The organism is Chitinophaga dinghuensis, assembly GCF_003259435.1.
Lineage (GTDB): Bacteria > Bacteroidota > Bacteroidia > Chitinophagales > Chitinophagaceae > Chitinophaga > Chitinophaga dinghuensis.
Genome location: NZ_QLMA01000001.1, coordinates 592,416 through 607,842, shown reverse-complemented (window position 1 = coordinate 607,842; position 15,427 = coordinate 592,416). Strand labels below are relative to the sequence as shown.

The window sequence follows — 15,427 nt, the reverse complement described above, 5'->3', positions numbered from 1 at the left end:
TTCTTATTCCGTATACTGTACCTTCGCTCCCATGGCTGATTACAACAATATTTCCCTGGACCCTGTCCGCCCCTCCTGGCTACCGGAAGGGATGACTGCTTCCATGGTGCGACTGGATAAACTGGACCCGGTCATTTCCGGCAATAAATGGTTTAAGCTGAAATACAACCTGGAAGCAGCCAGGCAAGAAGGATATCAGACCATCATTACTTTTGGTGGGGCCTGGTCTAACCATATTGCAGCCACAGCACAGGCCTGCCGGGAAAATGGATTATCGTGTATAGGTATCATACGGGGAGACGAGATGCAGTCGGACACCAATCCCACCCTGCGTCATGCCGCCGCAAACGGTATGCAACTCAGATTTGTGAGTCGCGCTCAATACAGCGCCATGCAGCTACCCGGGAATCCTGACCTGGAAAAACTCCGCCAGGAAGGGTTTGTAATTCCTGAAGGGGGCCACAATGCCGCAGGAGCCAGGGGCTGTGAGGAAATCTTATCCCTGTTTCCCCTGGAGGATTATTCCCATATTCTCTGCGCCGCCGGGACTGGCACCACGGCAGCAGGATTGATCAATGCCGCAGGCGTTCACCAGGAAGTATTGGCAATAGCGGTGCTGAAAGGGGCAGGTTTTCTGGAGCAAGCAATAGCGGACTTGTTATCTCCCCAACATCTGTCTTCCTGGAAATTACTCACAGCATTTCATCAGGGAGGTTATGGGAAAATAAATCAGGAGCTGATAGCGTTCATGAATGAATTCTATCTTGAAACTGGCATACCTACCGACATTATTTATACGGGCAAAATGGTGATGGCATTCCGTCAATTGCTGGAACAACAGTACTTTCCAGCTCACAGTAAGATACTGCTGATACATACCGGCGGATTGCAGGGCAACCAGTCACAGCAGCAAGGAATACTGGCATTTTAAAAACTGTTCGTTATATTTGGCAGGTAGTGTATTTTTGCCAACTTTAAGAGATAGGATTAATTTTAGTATGAAGCAGATCGTGCAATTTTCTATTGCTATAGGAATTTTATTACTCACCACCCTCAGTGTAAGCGCGCAGGTGCAGGAACCAGAGAATCCGCCGGTACTACCGCAGTTTAATGCGATCATTAAAACCGGAAAGATTTCACTGGAGTGGCTGTCCGGCTTCCGGGATGTGAAAGAGATTGGCGTACAGCGCTCTCTTGATAGTGTGATTAACTTTAACACTATCGGTTATGTGAAAGATCCTAATGAAACACGCAATAACTACCAGGATAATAAACCATTACCGGGTACCAACTACTACCGTCTTTTTATTCTCTTCAATAACGGTCGTTATTTCTACAGTAAGACGATGTTGGCGTTGAGCGACAGCACCATTCGCGCCGATATGAAACTGCAATATGCAGATATCAAAGATGCGGCACGTGGCCTTCGTGGGAAAGAGCAGGAAAACAAAGAACCAGAGCGCGTGGTTTGGCACCCTTCCAACTATGTGTACACCACCGCCGATGGTAATGTAAATATCAAATTACCTGAAGCCGAGAAGAAACGCTACAGCGTTAAATTCTTCGAATCCAATGGCGCTTACCTCTTCGATATAGAACATGTGAAATCTCCTTCTCTGATTTTGGAGAAAGCTATTTTCCTGCATGCAGGTTGGTTTAATTTTGAATTATTTGAAGATGGGAAACTGAAAGAGAAATGGAATTTCTTTATCCCGCTGAATTATAAAATGTAAGTTACTTACAGCAAGAAACGCTTTTTATATAAGGAATGGACTGGCAAGCCAGTCCATTCCTTTTTTTATATTGCTCTGTCTAAATAGCCACCATCCTTCCAATTTTTATTTTCGCATAACCAATCTAACAACTCCCCCATAAAACCTAAGCGAATAGCCAATCCTGTCGCATTTTCATATGTTACTTGACCGGCTTCAACTTCTCTTACAATGCATGTTCTTTTGAATATCGCCTGTGGTCCTTTTAAAATAAACATGGTGGTATCTCCAGTAGTTACAATACTGCCAATCTCTATAACGCCACTATTACAAATGCATTCTAAAATAAAGACCATCGAGACAGTAGGATAATAATTATCTGCCATGGGATTAAGCTGCTAATTCCAGTTTTAAATGAGGGTTTTCATAATGCTTGCCCATTTTAAAAATGTTTTCTAAAACAGCATCGGTATAATCGAACCCATATTCTAAATTATCCTCGCCTGCAATTCGCCATCCAAGTGCTTGCAATTCTTTGGTAATCCCTTGGCCAAAGCGTTCCGCAACTACACAAAAAGAGATGATGGCCTCTTCAATTGCATGCTCCGCATCTTTTTCATCTTTCGCAAAGGTTTCAAAACCTAAAAGTGGAATGATTACAGATAAATTTCCGAATGCGTTCCATTTAGTCCAGATTGGCATTCGGACAGATATGAAGGCGATACTTCCTTCATGCTTGGTGATTGTAATGCTTGCCTCAGTAGTCATTTTGGAGATTTGAATGTTAGTATTGTATTTAATTTCTCTTTATTAATTTTTCTAAGGATACCATTGCCACCCGGCAACGACCTAGGATTAACTTCTATCATAACAAACAGGTTTTTCTACCACAAATGAACAGCTATTTCATAACAAGGAAAGTTAATAAATGGTTAATACATAATATTTATATAATTGATTTTAAATTGATTACATCATTATCAAATAGATAATTCACCAATCAAAAAGCGCATAAAAAAAGCCGGTCAGAGCGACCGGCTTCAAAGGAAAAATATCGATTACTATATAAAATATTACTTCATTTCGGCATCAAACACCTCACTGAAATGCTTCGCCAGCTTGGCTTGTACCTCTGCAATATCCAGATCATGTCCCACTTCTTTGTTCAGGGAGGTGACCTGTTTATCCACAATACCACAGGGAATAATATTACCAAAGTAAGATAACGGCGTGTTCACATTCAGTGCAAAACCATGCATGGTTACCCAGCGGCTGCATCTTACGCCCATCGCGCAGATTTTACGGGCCTTTACCTTATCCTGCGGGTCCAGCCACACGCCGGTTTCTCCAGGAGAACGATCCCCCACTACACCATACTCGGCAATAGTGCGGATGATGACTTCTTCCAGTGAACGCAGGTATCTGCCTAAATCGGTGAAGAAATTTTCCAGATCTAAAATGGGATAACCCACTATCTGGCCAGGTCCATGAAAAGTGATATCCCCGCCACGATTGGTGTTCACGAAGCCTATCCCTTTCTCATCCAGCTGTTCTTCCGAGAGTAAGAGATTTTCCAGGTGTCCACTTTTACCCAATGTATACACAGGCGGATGCTCACAGAAAAGCAAATAGTTGGTAGTGGGCTTTGGACTGACATCGCCAGCCGCCGCTTTCAACTGAACATTCTCCTTTAAAAGACTTTCCTGGTAGTCCCAAGCCTGCTGATAATCAATCTTTCCAAGATCCTTTACTACAATCTGTTGCTTACTCATAGCTTTTGCCTTTTACCCCTGGCATTTAGCCCGCAAAGATACGTACCTTTGCAAAAATTATGATCTAATGGCTGAAGAATTGCTGGAACTGGAAGATGAGCTGGAAAACGGTGATGGCAGCGAGGAATTATATGAAAAAATCAATATGGTAGTAGATAAAGGCCAGGAGCCTGTCCGTATTGATAAATTCCTCACCGCCCGTATTGAAGGCGCCACCCGCAATAAAATACAACAAGCCCTCGATGGCGAAATGGTACTGGTAAACGATAAACCAGTAAAATCCAACTACAAAATCCGCCCGTTGGACAGGATTCTTGTGTACTCCAACAAAAGTCCGGAAAGCACTGAAGTACTGCCGGAAGAACTGCCACTGAATATCGTTTATGAAGATGAGGATATATTAATCATCGATAAACCTGCTGGCATGGTGGTACACCCTGGCTGTGGCAACTATACAGGGACGCTTGTAAATGGTCTCTCCTGGTACCTTGGGGACAAAACCCAGGCTACCGAGCCTACGCTACCCCGCTTCGGATTGGTACATCGTATCGATAAAAATACCAGCGGCCTCCTCGTAGTGGCCAAGTCTGATAAAGCCATGAGCGATCTGGCCAAACAGTTCTTCGATCATACTGTTCATCGTCGTTATATTGCATTGGTATGGGGCGATTTTAAGGAAGATGAAGGTACTGTTGTGGCGCATGTAGGCCGCCATCAACGCTTCCGTAAAATTATGGACGCCTACCCTGACGGCGAATATGGTAAAGAAGCAATCACCCATTACCGCGTACTGGAACGCTTCAATTATGTAACCATGGTGGAATGCAGACTGGAAACTGGTCGTACCCACCAAATCAGGGTACATATGCAGCATATCGGACACTCCCTCTTCAATGACGAAACCTACGGCGGTAACCGCATTATAAAGGGAACTATTTTCGCTAAATACAAACAGTTCGTGGAAAACTGCTTCGAGATCATGCCAAGACATGCCCTCCATGCACAACAGCTGGGCTTCATTCACCCACGCACCCGCCAGCAAATGTATTTCGAAAGTCAACTCCCTACTGATTTCACCACCGTACTCGAGAAATGGAAACGGTATGTAGCCGCTCGACCACTGGAAGAAAAAGTGACTCCCAATCAAAAATGGGAAGAAGACACACAATAATAAAGTTAGTCGCCCCGCATCCCCGCGGGGCGACGTTTTTAAGCGATCCTACCAATTAAATATTTATTTCTTCATATTATTTACTCCCATCACATTATTTTTTTACATAATTTAGTAGGCAGTTACCATGTCACCACACATGAGAAGCCTATATACCTTCATTCGTTCTAACTATCTATGTTGCATGCCCCTGATATTGGTCATGCTACTCGTATGTCCGTTCCTTGCAACCGCACAGACATTTACTTTTAATTCCACCTGTGTAAATGACAGCGTCTATTTCGCTATCAAGAACACTACCGGCATAGATTCCGTCAAATGGCATTTCGGAGATCCTGGTAGTGCAGGTAAGGATTCCTCTGCCAGTATCAAAAAAGCCTATCATATTTACACCAGTACAGGCACGTATACGGTTACGCTGACCACCTGGACGAACGGCGTATCCCAAACCGTTAGTCAACCGATTACGATCGTTACTCCGGTTGTGTATGACTTCGGCCCACAGGATGTAACCCTTTGTGAAGGCGGTAGTATGCTGATTCAGGGACCTGTTATTCCGGGCGTTAATTATTTATGGCAGGACAGCTCCACGCAATCTTCTATCCTCGCCGATACCAGCGATACTTATAAATTGAAAATTGATGGCTGCCTCATCAAAGATTCTGTGAATGTGTTTTTCACGCCGATCCCTAAGATTGATCTGGGGCCGGATCTGGTGCTTTGTACCAATGAAAACATTCAGCTGGATGCCACTGCACAAAACTGTACCTACCTGTGGAATACCGGTAATACGGAACCAGTGCAGGATGTACGTACTTCAGGCACTTACTCTGTAACTGTTTATCCGGAAGGGTGTCCTTCGATGTTTTATAGCAAGACCGTCACGTTCACAGGTCCGGAATATCCGTTCTCGTTAGGACCGGATACGTTGTTATGTCCGGGTGAATCTGTGACGCTGGCGCCAAAAATACCGGAGGCTACTGCCTGGCTATGGAGTACGGGTTCTACTGCTCCATCCGTGACAGTTAACACGGAAGGCGATGTATGGGCATTGGTGGAAATCAATCATACCTGCAGCGTAGTAGACACGATTTTTGTGAACTATAACAGACTTCGTAAAATCAATCTGGGGAATGATACTACCCTTTGCCAGGGTAATTTCCTGGTGTTGACGGCCGATTTTGGAAATGGCACCTATACCTGGCAGGATAATTCCGACCAGGCCACCTACTACGTAACTAAGCCTGGCAATTATTATGTACATGCTCAGATTGGAAGATGCGAGTCTTTCGATACTATTCACGTTTCTTATGTCGATACCCTGAGAGCTAATCTGGGTATGGATACTATTTTATGTCGCGGTACGCCTTATACCCTTTATCCAAGGGGAGCTGGCGGCAACTTTAAGTGGCAGGACAGTACCAGTGTACCGGTATTTACGGTGACCAAACCGGGTGTGTATAGTGTGAGTGGTTATAATGAATGCGGGAAAACAGTGGATTCTGTGGTAGTGAGATATACAGAATGTTCGTGTACGGTATTTTTCCCTAATGCATTTACGCCCAACGGGGATGGCCGAAATGATTATTTCCGGCCGGTATATCGTTGTCCGTTGGCGATTTTCCAGATGAGTATTTACAATCGCTGGGGCGAAAGGATGTTTTATACCACCGATCCTCAGGTAGGATGGCGGGGTACTTACCGGGGAGAGCCAGTAGCTATGGGAACTTACGTATATGTTGTTGATTATGTAGACAAGGATACGCAACAAGCAGTTCACGTCAGTGGCGCTGTAACCGTTGTGTATTAATTGCTACCAGTAAAATTGTGGAATTTGGCGATAAAAGCCGCAGTTTCTCTCTTTTTGAAGGCCACATTCCAGGTTCCTGCATATGTAACCAGAGAAGGAATGAGGAGGTCGTTGAACTTCGTCATTTGCACATTCATTTGTACGTTGAAGTCGAACAGAAAAGTTTTATAAGAGAGCGCATATTTTCTCCCTACAATTTCAAAATTATCTTTATTGAACCAGGTAATCAGTTCATCGATTACAATTTCTCCTCTGTCCATCCGACCCAGATCAGCTTTTGCTTTAGCGGTGAAAACGTAGCAGGGAATGCCATTGACATAATTTTCAGAGCGGATAGAGAAATCATAATACCGCATTACATCGGAGTTGAAGATGGCTACTTTATTGCCTACGATAGGCACGCCGCGCACGGGTTTACCAGGATTAAAGATCAGTTGTTTCAGCTGGGCTTTATGTTTGGCGAGTGAGCCATTGGAGCGCTCGGGTGTGTTGCCGTTGTCATCTACACATACTGTTCCTTTCGTGAAGAATAGGTTGGCGTACAGTTCAGCGGTGTAGTAATTGTAATTGCCTTTACGGTCATAGAAATCGCCGGTTACATTTTCACTGGTGACCTGCATGGTGCGGCATCGTCCTTTCATTTCCTGAAGGGTAGTACTTTTCAGGGAAGCTTCCACTTGTCCTTTCTTATCGTAGATGCGAATGTCGTTATCGCCGGTAAATCCTACTATATGGAGATTTTTGAAGGCTCTGTAGAAAGTAGTATCATCTTCCACCCTTTTAATGAAGCTGTTTATATCGAATCCTATTTTCTTAGCGGCTACGGTGACTTCATCCAGGTTGATGGTCATTCCTTTGTAATGGGCAGTATCCTGGGCTTTGAGCGCATGCACGGAGCTGCATAATATAACGGTGACGAGTATACTTTTCAGGCGATTGGACATACCGCAAGTTAATGAAATAGGGGAAGTAACAAAGCGAAAGCTGGCAAAAGCGCTGAAAAGCGCCGATGCCAGCTTTCAAAAAAAATACTATTTATTTGGATCAGCCTGGAATTTTCCCGGCTACGTACATTTGTTCAAGTGTTGGTTGAACGGCACCACCTTTCTGTTCGAGGGTAACAGCAAACATTTGTACTTTGTCTGTTATCTTCATTTTCTGGAGGAGTTTAGCGGTATCGCCCATGTCAAACACGCCCATATCAATTGGTTTGCCGTCTACGATAGCCCACAGTTGGTATTGTTTATCGGCCGCTGGTTCTGGGAGGTTATTCACCTTCAGGTATACTTGTTTGCTTTGGGTATTCCAGAATACGGTGGCTACCGCATCAGGTTTCAGTTTGGTACCAGGCATTTTCACTTTCATCACAGCAGGATCTTCCATGATGTTGAGTGATTGTTCCAGTTGTTCGAGGCGAGTTTTATACAGCTCGTTTTTGGACTGGATGGAGTTTTGGGATACTAAGAGTGCCTGATATTTGTCTTTATAATCGCGGAATTCTTTCCAGCGGTTAAAGAAGAAATAGTTGAGCACCAGGCTGACGATCAGCAACAGGAAAGAGAGGGCAGCAATGGATTTCCAGGATAGGCCTTTGGGTTCTTCCATAGGCTTTGCCAGGGCATCGGCTGGGGTGAATTTGTGTTGTTCCATTTACGGAATTGTTTTAGTTTATGGATTTGGTTTAATAAACGTTTCCAACAACTGTTACCGGGCCCTGATATATTGCTACGAGGGATACGATTGCACGCAGGGGCAATGGTAACATGTTTATGACGTCACACAAAACAACAACAACAGGGCTGTACAATAAATCAACTTTGTATCTGATAAATGGCTAATGTGGGTATATATAGTAGTAGGGAGACACGTATTATTCTGAACATTCCATGGTATCCACTACTTGAATTTGGCGGTTTGAAAGATTTCCGCGTCGTCGGGGCCGGTGGAATCACCTTTTGGTTCGAGGGTGATCACAAAGGCTTTAGGATTCTCTATGACTCTTCTCATGTGCTGGAGTTTACCGGTATTGGATCTGTTGATTTCCGGCATTCCAGCGTCTTGCAATTGATGGTCAGAAACGGACCATATATGAAATTGTTTATTTTCCGGGGGTTCTGGCAGTTGCCAGTTGATGAAATAGACTTCTCTGGATTTCTTATCCCATCCGAGGGAGGCGGCTCCTGCGTTGTGGTGGCCGTATCCGGAGGTTTTCACCCAGATTACAGCGGGATCGTTCATCAGAGATTCATCTCCTTCTGTTTCACGGAAGCTGGCCGTTTGGTTGGACTCCAGTGATTTATCGGCATCAATTTTCTGTTGTGCTGCGATGAGTCGCTGGTAGCGGCCTTTATAATCGGTAGAATCTTTTAGGAGAAAGAGGTTGATACTTGCACTGATAACGAGGATAAGTATGCATGCTGCCGCTAGGTATTTCCAGATTCGGTCCCTAGCTTTTTTTTTGCCGGGTATGGCGGTGAAAGCGGCTGGAGGGGGAGCGGCTTTCTGATTGGATACCATATGGGTATTCAATCGTAGTTCTTCAGGGAGTAGTGCTTCGCCTTCCGGGGTAGATTCGTTATGGATCATATCCAGCAACTGGGCTTTGAGGGCGGGCGGAGGGGTTACGGCGTAGTTATGCACGAAGTCCTCCAATTGTTGTTGCAGATTATTGACTACCAAACGAACCTCCGGATATCGCAAAACTATGGCTTCCACTTCCGAGTGTTCTTCATCTGGAAGCAGACCATACACATAGCTTTCCAGCACACCTGAGGATATGTAACGGTTTATGTCCACGCAGTTTACAATTGTTGTTTTAAGAGGCCACGCAATTGCATGATGGCATTGCGCATCCGGGTTTTCACTGTACCCAGTGGTATGTCAAGTACTTTTGCTATTTCCTCCTGGGTACAACCTTTGAAGTACGCCAGGTCAATAATGATTCTTTGTTCTTTTTGGAGCAATTCGACTGCTTTGCTGAGGCCGAGGTGATCTACTTGGAGGTGTACAGCCATTTGGGGTTCATACATCAATGCATGATTGTTAACGTCCGTAATTTTCTGCTCCAGTTTATATGCTTTGGACCGCAAACTATCTATGGCGGTGTTTCGTGCTATATTCAGCATCCAGGTGAAAAGACGGCCCTTAGAAGCATCGTATTTATCAATACTACGCCAGATCTTTACGAATACTTCCTGCAGGACGTCGCCGGCAGTGGTTTCATCTGTAATGACCTTAAGGGCCACACCATATAGTGCAGGGGAATAATGATCGTACAAATAGCTGAATATTTTTTCGTCCCTGGCTTTGAGGCCCTGAACCAGTTCAGCTTCAGTGTATGTAAACGTAGCGCCCAAGAGGATATGGATGTTAATCTTTGATGGATGTCTGGATATGTATGTCCAAAATAACAGGTTTTATTTACATTACAAAATATTTTCCTATTTCGGGAAAGACATTTTGTAATCAACCCTAATCTTTCCTTTGGTAATATCGTCGAGTTTGCTTTTCAACATCCTGCGTTTCAGTGGTTTAAGATGATCGATGAATAATACGCCATCTATATGATCATATTCGTGCAGAATAACGCGGGCAGTAACGCCGGTGAAAGTTTTTTCCTGTGGTTGGAAATTTTCGTCCATATAGCTGAGGGTAACTGTTTGCGGGCGATCTACATCTTCTCTTACTTTAGGGATACTCAGGCATCCTTCGTTGTAAGGCCATTCTTTACCGCCGGTTTCCACGATATGCGCATTGATGAATACTTCTTTAACGCCTTCATCGCCAGGGTAGTCATTTTTTTCGTCTTCTTCCAGGCTCTCAATAATTTGTTTGGAGTCCACCACAAACAGGCGAATCGCTTTATTGATCTGAGGCGCCGCAATACCTACTCCATTGGAGGCATACATGGTCTGCCACATATTGGCGATAAGTTCTGTTAACCCCGGGTATTCCGGCGTAATATCTTCCGCAACCTTTCTCAGTACCGGATGTCCGTAAGCTACTATTGGCAATATCATGATTCTTATGACTTGGTTTAAATTACAAATTTATATCTTTTTTTCCCGCTGCATGTATTCCTGCAGGATGATGGTAGCGCTGATTTCGTCTACCAGGGCTTTGTTCTGGCGGTCTTTCTTCTTCAAGCCGCTGTCCAGCATACTCTGGAAAGCCATCTTGGAAGTAAAACGTTCGTCCATCTTCACTACCGGGATATCCGGGAAGTTCTTTTTCAGGATGCGGATGCATTCTGTTACCAGGGCCGTGGCATCTGTGGCGGTGCCATCCAGGTTTTTAGGTTCCCCGATGACAATGGTTTCTACTGCTTCAGCCGCAAAGTATTTCTTCAGGTAAGGGATCAGGTCGTGTGTAGACACGGTGGTAAGGCCACTGGCAATCAGTTGCAGGGGATCTGTCACTGCCAGCCCCGTTCTCTTCTTCCCGTAGTCAATCGCCATAATACGTGGCATATCATCAATTTTTAATAAGTGTAAAAGTATTATCCCAGGAACAACATGTCTGCGATAGCAAAAACGGCAAATACCACGCTGGCAATACCATTTGTGGTCATAAACATAATGTTGATCCTGCTCAGGTCGCTAGGTTTTACCAGCATATGTTGAGACACGAGCATGCTTACAAAGGTAGCGGCCCCTATCCAGTACAGCCAGTGGAAGTGACCTACGACGCCGATTGTGATCACCAGGGCGGCTGCAATGACGTGCAGTACTTCGGAGAAACGCAGTGCGCCAGATAAGCCCAACCAGGCAGGAATAGAGTTCAGCTGTTGGGAACGGTCAAAATCTTCATCCTGGAGGGAGTAAATGATATCGAAACCGGATACCCAGCATAAGACCAGTACGGATACCATCACCGGCAATATGGCAAATTGGCCTGTAACGGCCAGGTAAGCGCCGATTGGAGCCAGGGAAAGGCCCACACCCAGCACCAGGTGGCAAAGGGCGGTAAAACGCTTTGTATAGCTATAGCCCAACACTACCAGCAGGGCCACCGGAGATAAGTAGAAGCAAATGGGATTGATAAACCAGGTGGTGGCTATAAATAATATCACATTGCCCAGGATAAAGGCCATTGCATTCTTTTTGGAGATAATGCCGGCAGGAATCTCGCGCTTGGCGGTACGGGGATTCAGTTTATCGATATCTACGTCCAGCCAGCGGTTGAATGCCATAGCGGCACTGCGGGCGAATACCATGCAGAGTAGCACCAGTCCGAAAGTAGCCCAGCTAAAGCTGCCTCCTCCCCTCTGGATAGCCATCACAAAGCCTATCAGCGCAAAAGGCATCGCGAAGATGGTATGCGCAAATTTTACAAGTGACAGATATTTATTTATAGTTGTATACATATGTAAATAAAAATATTTAATGGTTAGCTTGTAGTTTTACAAAGATATCCCAAACCACAATACCGGTTGTCACCGAAATATTGAGGGAATGTTTCATCCCCAGTTGCGGAATTTCTATGCAACCGTCCACCGCTTTCATTACATCTCCGTCTACCCCGCTCACTTCATTACCGAAAACCAGTGCCAGTGGCTGATCGGTACCTGGCTGAAAATGATCCAGGCGTACGCTGTTAACTGCCTGTTCTACTGCCATCACTTTGTAACCCGCTTCCTGTAAGTCTTTTACAGCTTCCATTGTAGTGGTTGCATATTGCCATTCTACCGTTTCAGTGGCTCCCAGGGCTGTTTTATGGATATCCCTGTGAGGCGGTACCGGCGTATAGCCGCAAAGGATAATCCCCTGTAACAGAAAGGCGTCGGCGGTACGAAAAACGGAGCCCACATTGTGCATGCTCCGGATATTGTCCATCACCAGGACAACAGGCGTTTTATTGGCGGCCTTAAATTCCTCCACGGTTTTACGGCCTAATTCATCCATGCTAAGTTTTCTCATTGCCTGCAAAGATAACAGGATGGGTTGAGTTTTATATATTTGCGCCATGGCAAAAAGCAAATCGGAAGAAACCCCGCTCATGCTACAGCACAAAGCCATCAAGGAAAGATATCCCGATGCCGTGCTACTGTTCCGTGTGGGCGACTTTTATGAAACATTCAATGAAGATGCGGTCATTGCCGCGCAAGTACTGGGAATTGTACTGACAAAAAGGGCTAATGGATCTGCAAGCTATGTTGACCTGGCAGGCTTTCCCCATCATGCACTGGATACTTACCTTCACAAACTGGTAAAAGCCGGTTACCGGGTGGCGGTATGCGATCAGCTGGAAGACCCCAAAACGGTAAAAGGTATCGTTAAACGTGGCGTAACGGAAATGGTGACCCCTGGAGTAGCCGTGAATGATAAACTCCTGGAAAACGCCAGCAATAACTTCCTGGCGGCAGTACATTTCGGCGGAGAGGTGACCGGCGTATCCTTCCTGGATATTTCTACGGGCGAATTTTTTGTGGCCGAAGGCAGTATTGAATATGTGGATAAGCTCCTCCAGAGCTTCCGCCCTGCAGAGGTATTGTTTGCCCGTCAGCAACAAAAGAACTTCAAGGCTACCTTTGGTACCCGCTTCTATACATATACTCTGGAAGAATGGATTTTTACCACTACCTATGCGGAAGAAATCCTCCTGAAACAATTCCAGACACATTCCCTGAAAGGCTTTGGGGTGGAAGGACTGAATGCCGCCACTATTGCGGCCGGCGCTACACTTCATTACCTGAAGGATACGGAACATCCGAATCTCCAGCATATCACACGCATTCAGCGTATAGACCAGGATGATTTCCTCTGGATGGACCGCTTTACAGTGCGGAACCTCGAACTGCTCAACAGCAGCGTGGAAAATGGGCACACCCTGCTCAAAACCCTGGATAACACTGTCACTCCTATGGGTGCGCGTCTTCTTAAACGCTGGCTGGTATTTCCACTCCGTCAGAAGGATCGTATCAACGAACGCCTGGATACGGTGGAATACCTGATCAAAGAATCTGCGCTGGCAAACGATTTACGCGGACATCTGAAGCAGACAGGCGATCTGGAGCGACTCGTATCTAAAATACCACTGAAAAAAATCAACCCCAGGGAAGTCATGCAGCTCGCCAGAGCCTTACAACAGGTGGCTGCCGTTAAAACCTTGCTGGGAAGAAATACAAACGACTACCTGGAACGGCTGAAAGCCAAGCTGGATACCTGTCCGGGTATTTTGGACCGCATTCTCAATGAGGTAATGGAGAATCCTCCGGTACTGGTGAATAAGGGCGGCGTGATGAGAGATGGCGTGAACAAAGAGCTGGATGACCTGAGAGCCATTGCCACCAAAGGGAAAGATTATCTCCTCCAGATACAGCAAAAAGAATCCGAAGCTACCGGCATTCCTTCCCTGAAAATAGCCTTCAACAACGTTTTCGGCTATTACCTGGAAGTAACCAATACCCATAAAAACAAGGTGCCCGACACCTGGATCCGTAAACAGACGTTGGCGAATGCGGAAAGGTATATTACGCCGGAACTGAAAGAGTACGAAGAGAAGATTGTAGGCGCAGAGGATAAAATCCTTGTGCTGGAAACAAGACTCTTTGATGAGCTTCTGGCTGATCTGCAAAAATATATTGAACCGATACAGACCGATGCACAGGTATTTGGCCGGATCGACTGCCTGTTATGTTTTGCGCATAATGCCGTGCAGTATAAATATCGCAGACCTCAGATTACGGATGGATACGAACTGCTGATAAAAGAAGGGCGTCATCCGGTGATTGAAAGAGGATTGCCAGCAGGCGAAGCTTATGTTGCCAATGATATTACCCTGGATAAAGAGGAGCAACAGATCATCATTCTGACTGGGCCTAATATGAGTGGTAAATCTGCTTTATTGCGACAAACAGCGTTGATTACGCTGATGGCGCATATGGGTAGTTTTGTGCCTGCCGCGTCCGCGGAAATTGGTCTGACAGATAAAATCTTTACCCGGGTAGGCGCATCTGATAACCTGAGTGGTGGCGAGTCTACTTTCATGGTGGAAATGAATGAAACGGCCAGTATTGTCAACAGTATTACGCCAAGAAGTCTGGTCATCCTGGACGAAATCGGGCGTGGCACCAGTACTTACGATGGTATTTCCATTGCCTGGAGCATTGTGGAATATCTGCACGACATGAGCGGTCATCGGCCTAAAACTCTTTTTGCTACGCACTATCATGAACTGAATGAGCTGGAAGCAAAATTAGGAAGGGTGAAAAACTACCATATTACCAATATGGAGTCGGGGAACAAGATTATATTCCTGCGCAAACTGGCGCCGGGTGGCAGCAGGCATAGCTTTGGTATTCATGTAGCCAGAATGGCTGGTATGCCGCCGGAGCTGATTAACAGGGCCAATGAAGTACTGGCACAACTGGAAGAGAAGCATATTGATGGCGCATTCCAGCAGAATATAAAAAACATTGCTACGTCTTCACAGAAGTTGCAGCTGAATATATTTGATGCCCATAGCGATACATTTAAGGAGATACGTGATCGGCTGGAAAGCGTGGATATCAACAGATTGACGCCAGTGGAGGCTTTGCTGAAACTGAATGAGATTAAGAGTATGATCGGATAGGTGGCGTTTTTGCTCGCAGAGCAGCAGGGCAGCAAAACAGCAAAAGATTAGAGCAGAGATTGAAGTCTGAATGTTTCTCGCAAAGAACGCAAAGGGGCAAAGGATTATGTTTTGTTATTTTAAAGAAGCTCGCAAAGAATTTAACTACTAGCTCATTTTACTTTTTTAGTTTTTCTAATAAAGGGCAAGTACATTCAAAAGCATTGCGGGCTTAAACAAACAACAAAACATCATCCTTTGCCCTTTGCGCACTTTGCGAGAAACAATCAGACTTCAATCTTTGCTCTAATCCTTTGCTGCTTTGCTGCTTTGTTGCTTTGCGAGAAAAAAGAAATCCTCCGCCTAGGCGGAGGATTCTTCTTCACTCTTTACTGTACTATCTAATCAT

At 45.3% G+C, this 15,427-nt stretch carries 16 protein-coding genes; 5 read left to right on the top strand and 11 right to left on the bottom strand.

Going from position 1 to position 15,427, the window contains the following annotated elements; all coding sequences use genetic code 11:
- The first annotated feature begins 31 nt into the window (after nt 1–31).
- Both CLV59_RS02470 and CLV59_RS02465 read left to right on the top strand, forming a co-directional pair.
- Nucleotides 32–931: a 1-aminocyclopropane-1-carboxylate deaminase/D-cysteine desulfhydrase gene (locus CLV59_RS02470; RefSeq protein ID WP_111590410.1), complete on the top strand. Its 900-nt coding sequence runs from the start codon at nt 32–34 to the stop codon at nt 929–931.
- Between the two features lie 67 nt (nt 932–998).
- The gene (locus CLV59_RS02465) at nt 999–1,733 is read left to right on the top strand and encodes a hypothetical protein (protein ID WP_111590409.1); all 735 of its coding nucleotides are present in this window, start codon (nt 999–1,001) and stop codon (nt 1,731–1,733) included.
- Nucleotides 1,734–1,798: 65 nt separating this feature from the next.
- Here CLV59_RS02465 and CLV59_RS02460 read toward each other — a convergent pair whose 3' ends face one another.
- From CLV59_RS02460 to lipB, 3 genes are all read right to left on the bottom strand, one after another.
- Nucleotides 1,799–2,098, bottom strand: a complete 300-nt coding sequence (locus tag CLV59_RS02460; RefSeq protein ID WP_111590408.1) for a hypothetical protein — start codon at nt 2,096–2,098, stop codon at nt 1,799–1,801.
- Nucleotides 2,099–2,102: 4 nt separating this feature from the next.
- A complete protein-coding gene (locus CLV59_RS02455) occupies nt 2,103–2,480 on the bottom strand; it encodes a hypothetical protein (protein ID WP_111590407.1) in 378 nt (125 codons plus the stop codon).
- A gap of 305 nt (nt 2,481–2,785) precedes the next feature.
- Nucleotides 2,786–3,484: a lipoyl(octanoyl) transferase LipB gene (gene lipB / locus CLV59_RS02450; RefSeq protein ID WP_111590406.1), complete on the bottom strand. Its 699-nt coding sequence runs from the start codon at nt 3,482–3,484 to the stop codon at nt 2,786–2,788.
- A gap of 67 nt (nt 3,485–3,551) precedes the next feature.
- On the opposite strand from lipB, the gene CLV59_RS02445 reads away from it, so the two are divergent.
- Together CLV59_RS02445 and CLV59_RS02440 are read left to right on the top strand one after the other, a co-directional pair.
- A complete protein-coding gene (locus CLV59_RS02445) occupies nt 3,552–4,655 on the top strand; it encodes an RluA family pseudouridine synthase (RefSeq protein ID WP_111590405.1) in 1,104 nt (367 codons plus the stop codon).
- Between the two features lie 184 nt (nt 4,656–4,839).
- Nucleotides 4,840–6,465 (top strand): gliding motility-associated C-terminal domain-containing protein, encoded by a 1,626-nt coding sequence (locus CLV59_RS02440; protein ID WP_170137630.1) that lies wholly within the window; start codon nt 4,840–4,842, stop codon nt 6,463–6,465.
- On the opposite strand, the gene CLV59_RS02435 is transcribed toward CLV59_RS02440, so the two are convergent.
- From CLV59_RS02435 to CLV59_RS02400, 8 genes are all read right to left on the bottom strand, one after another.
- On the bottom strand, nt 6,462–7,409 hold the full coding sequence (locus CLV59_RS02435; protein WP_111590403.1) for a hypothetical protein: 948 nt from the start codon (nt 7,407–7,409) through the stop codon (nt 6,462–6,464). The two genes, CLV59_RS02440 and CLV59_RS02435, sit on opposite strands and share 4 nt — an antisense overlap.
- 100 nt (nt 7,410–7,509) lie before the next feature.
- The gene (locus tag CLV59_RS02430; protein WP_111590402.1) at nt 7,510–8,115 is read right to left on the bottom strand and encodes an anti-sigma factor; all 606 of its coding nucleotides are present in this window, start codon (nt 8,113–8,115) and stop codon (nt 7,510–7,512) included.
- 246 nt (nt 8,116–8,361) lie between these two features.
- Nucleotides 8,362–9,261 carry an anti-sigma factor gene (locus CLV59_RS02425; protein ID WP_111590401.1) on the bottom strand — a complete coding sequence of 300 codons (900 nt, stop codon included), beginning with the start codon at nt 9,259–9,261 and terminating at the stop codon, nt 8,362–8,364.
- 5 nt (nt 9,262–9,266) lie between these two features.
- The gene (locus CLV59_RS02420) at nt 9,267–9,743 is read right to left on the bottom strand and encodes an RNA polymerase sigma factor (RefSeq protein WP_245950747.1); all 477 of its coding nucleotides are present in this window, start codon (nt 9,741–9,743) and stop codon (nt 9,267–9,269) included.
- Between the two features lie 162 nt (nt 9,744–9,905).
- Nucleotides 9,906–10,484, bottom strand: coding sequence for a peptide deformylase (gene def / locus CLV59_RS02415; protein WP_111590399.1), 579 nt, complete (start codon nt 10,482–10,484; stop codon nt 9,906–9,908).
- Nucleotides 10,485–10,514: 30 nt separating this feature from the next.
- A complete protein-coding gene (gene ruvX, locus CLV59_RS02410) occupies nt 10,515–10,934 on the bottom strand; it encodes a Holliday junction resolvase RuvX (protein ID WP_111590398.1) in 420 nt (139 codons plus the stop codon).
- A gap of 29 nt (nt 10,935–10,963) precedes the next feature.
- Entirely contained in the window at nt 10,964–11,830 is an 867-nt protein-coding gene (locus CLV59_RS02405; RefSeq protein WP_111590397.1) for a UbiA-like polyprenyltransferase, read from the bottom strand.
- A 16-nt stretch (nt 11,831–11,846) separates the two neighbouring features.
- Nucleotides 11,847–12,383 carry an RNA methyltransferase gene (locus tag CLV59_RS02400; protein WP_111590951.1) on the bottom strand — a complete coding sequence of 179 codons (537 nt, stop codon included), beginning with the start codon at nt 12,381–12,383 and terminating at the stop codon, nt 11,847–11,849.
- A gap of 46 nt (nt 12,384–12,429) precedes the next feature.
- On the opposite strand from CLV59_RS02400, the gene mutS reads away from it, so the two are divergent.
- Nucleotides 12,430–15,039, top strand: a complete 2,610-nt coding sequence (gene mutS, locus CLV59_RS02395; RefSeq protein WP_111590396.1) for a DNA mismatch repair protein MutS — start codon at nt 12,430–12,432, stop codon at nt 15,037–15,039.
- Nucleotides 15,040–15,427 lie beyond the last annotated feature (388 nt).

What these genes read in the sequence shown, in the direction of transcription:
- CLV59_RS02460 (WP_111590408.1), bottom strand. Translation starts at nt 2,098, where the DNA reads ATGGCAGATAATTATTATCCTACTGTCTCGATGGTCTTTATTTTAGAA.
- CLV59_RS02440 (WP_170137630.1), top strand. Translation starts at nt 4,840, where the DNA reads ATGCCCCTGATATTGGTCATGCTACTCGTATGTCCGTTCCTTGCAACC.
- CLV59_RS02455 (WP_111590407.1), bottom strand. Translation starts at nt 2,480, where the DNA reads ATGACTACTGAGGCAAGCATTACAATCACCAAGCATGAAGGAAGTATC.
- CLV59_RS02405 (WP_111590397.1), bottom strand. Translation starts at nt 11,830, where the DNA reads ATGTATACAACTATAAATAAATATCTGTCACTTGTAAAATTTGCGCAT.
- ruvX (WP_111590398.1), bottom strand. Translation starts at nt 10,934, where the DNA reads ATGCCACGTATTATGGCGATTGACTACGGGAAGAAGAGAACGGGGCTG.
- CLV59_RS02400 (WP_111590951.1), bottom strand. Translation starts at nt 12,383, where the DNA reads ATGAGAAAACTTAGCATGGATGAATTAGGCCGTAAAACCGTGGAGGAA.
- CLV59_RS02465 (WP_111590409.1), top strand. Translation starts at nt 999, where the DNA reads ATGAAGCAGATCGTGCAATTTTCTATTGCTATAGGAATTTTATTACTC.
- CLV59_RS02435 (WP_111590403.1), bottom strand. Translation starts at nt 7,409, where the DNA reads ATGTCCAATCGCCTGAAAAGTATACTCGTCACCGTTATATTATGCAGC.
- def (WP_111590399.1), bottom strand. Translation starts at nt 10,484, where the DNA reads ATGATATTGCCAATAGTAGCTTACGGACATCCGGTACTGAGAAAGGTT.
- CLV59_RS02445 (WP_111590405.1), top strand. Translation starts at nt 3,552, where the DNA reads ATGGCTGAAGAATTGCTGGAACTGGAAGATGAGCTGGAAAACGGTGAT.
- lipB (WP_111590406.1), bottom strand. Translation starts at nt 3,484, where the DNA reads ATGAGTAAGCAACAGATTGTAGTAAAGGATCTTGGAAAGATTGATTAT.
- CLV59_RS02430 (WP_111590402.1), bottom strand. Translation starts at nt 8,115, where the DNA reads ATGGAACAACACAAATTCACCCCAGCCGATGCCCTGGCAAAGCCTATG.
- mutS (WP_111590396.1), top strand. Translation starts at nt 12,430, where the DNA reads ATGGCAAAAAGCAAATCGGAAGAAACCCCGCTCATGCTACAGCACAAA.
- CLV59_RS02470 (WP_111590410.1), top strand. Translation starts at nt 32, where the DNA reads ATGGCTGATTACAACAATATTTCCCTGGACCCTGTCCGCCCCTCCTGG.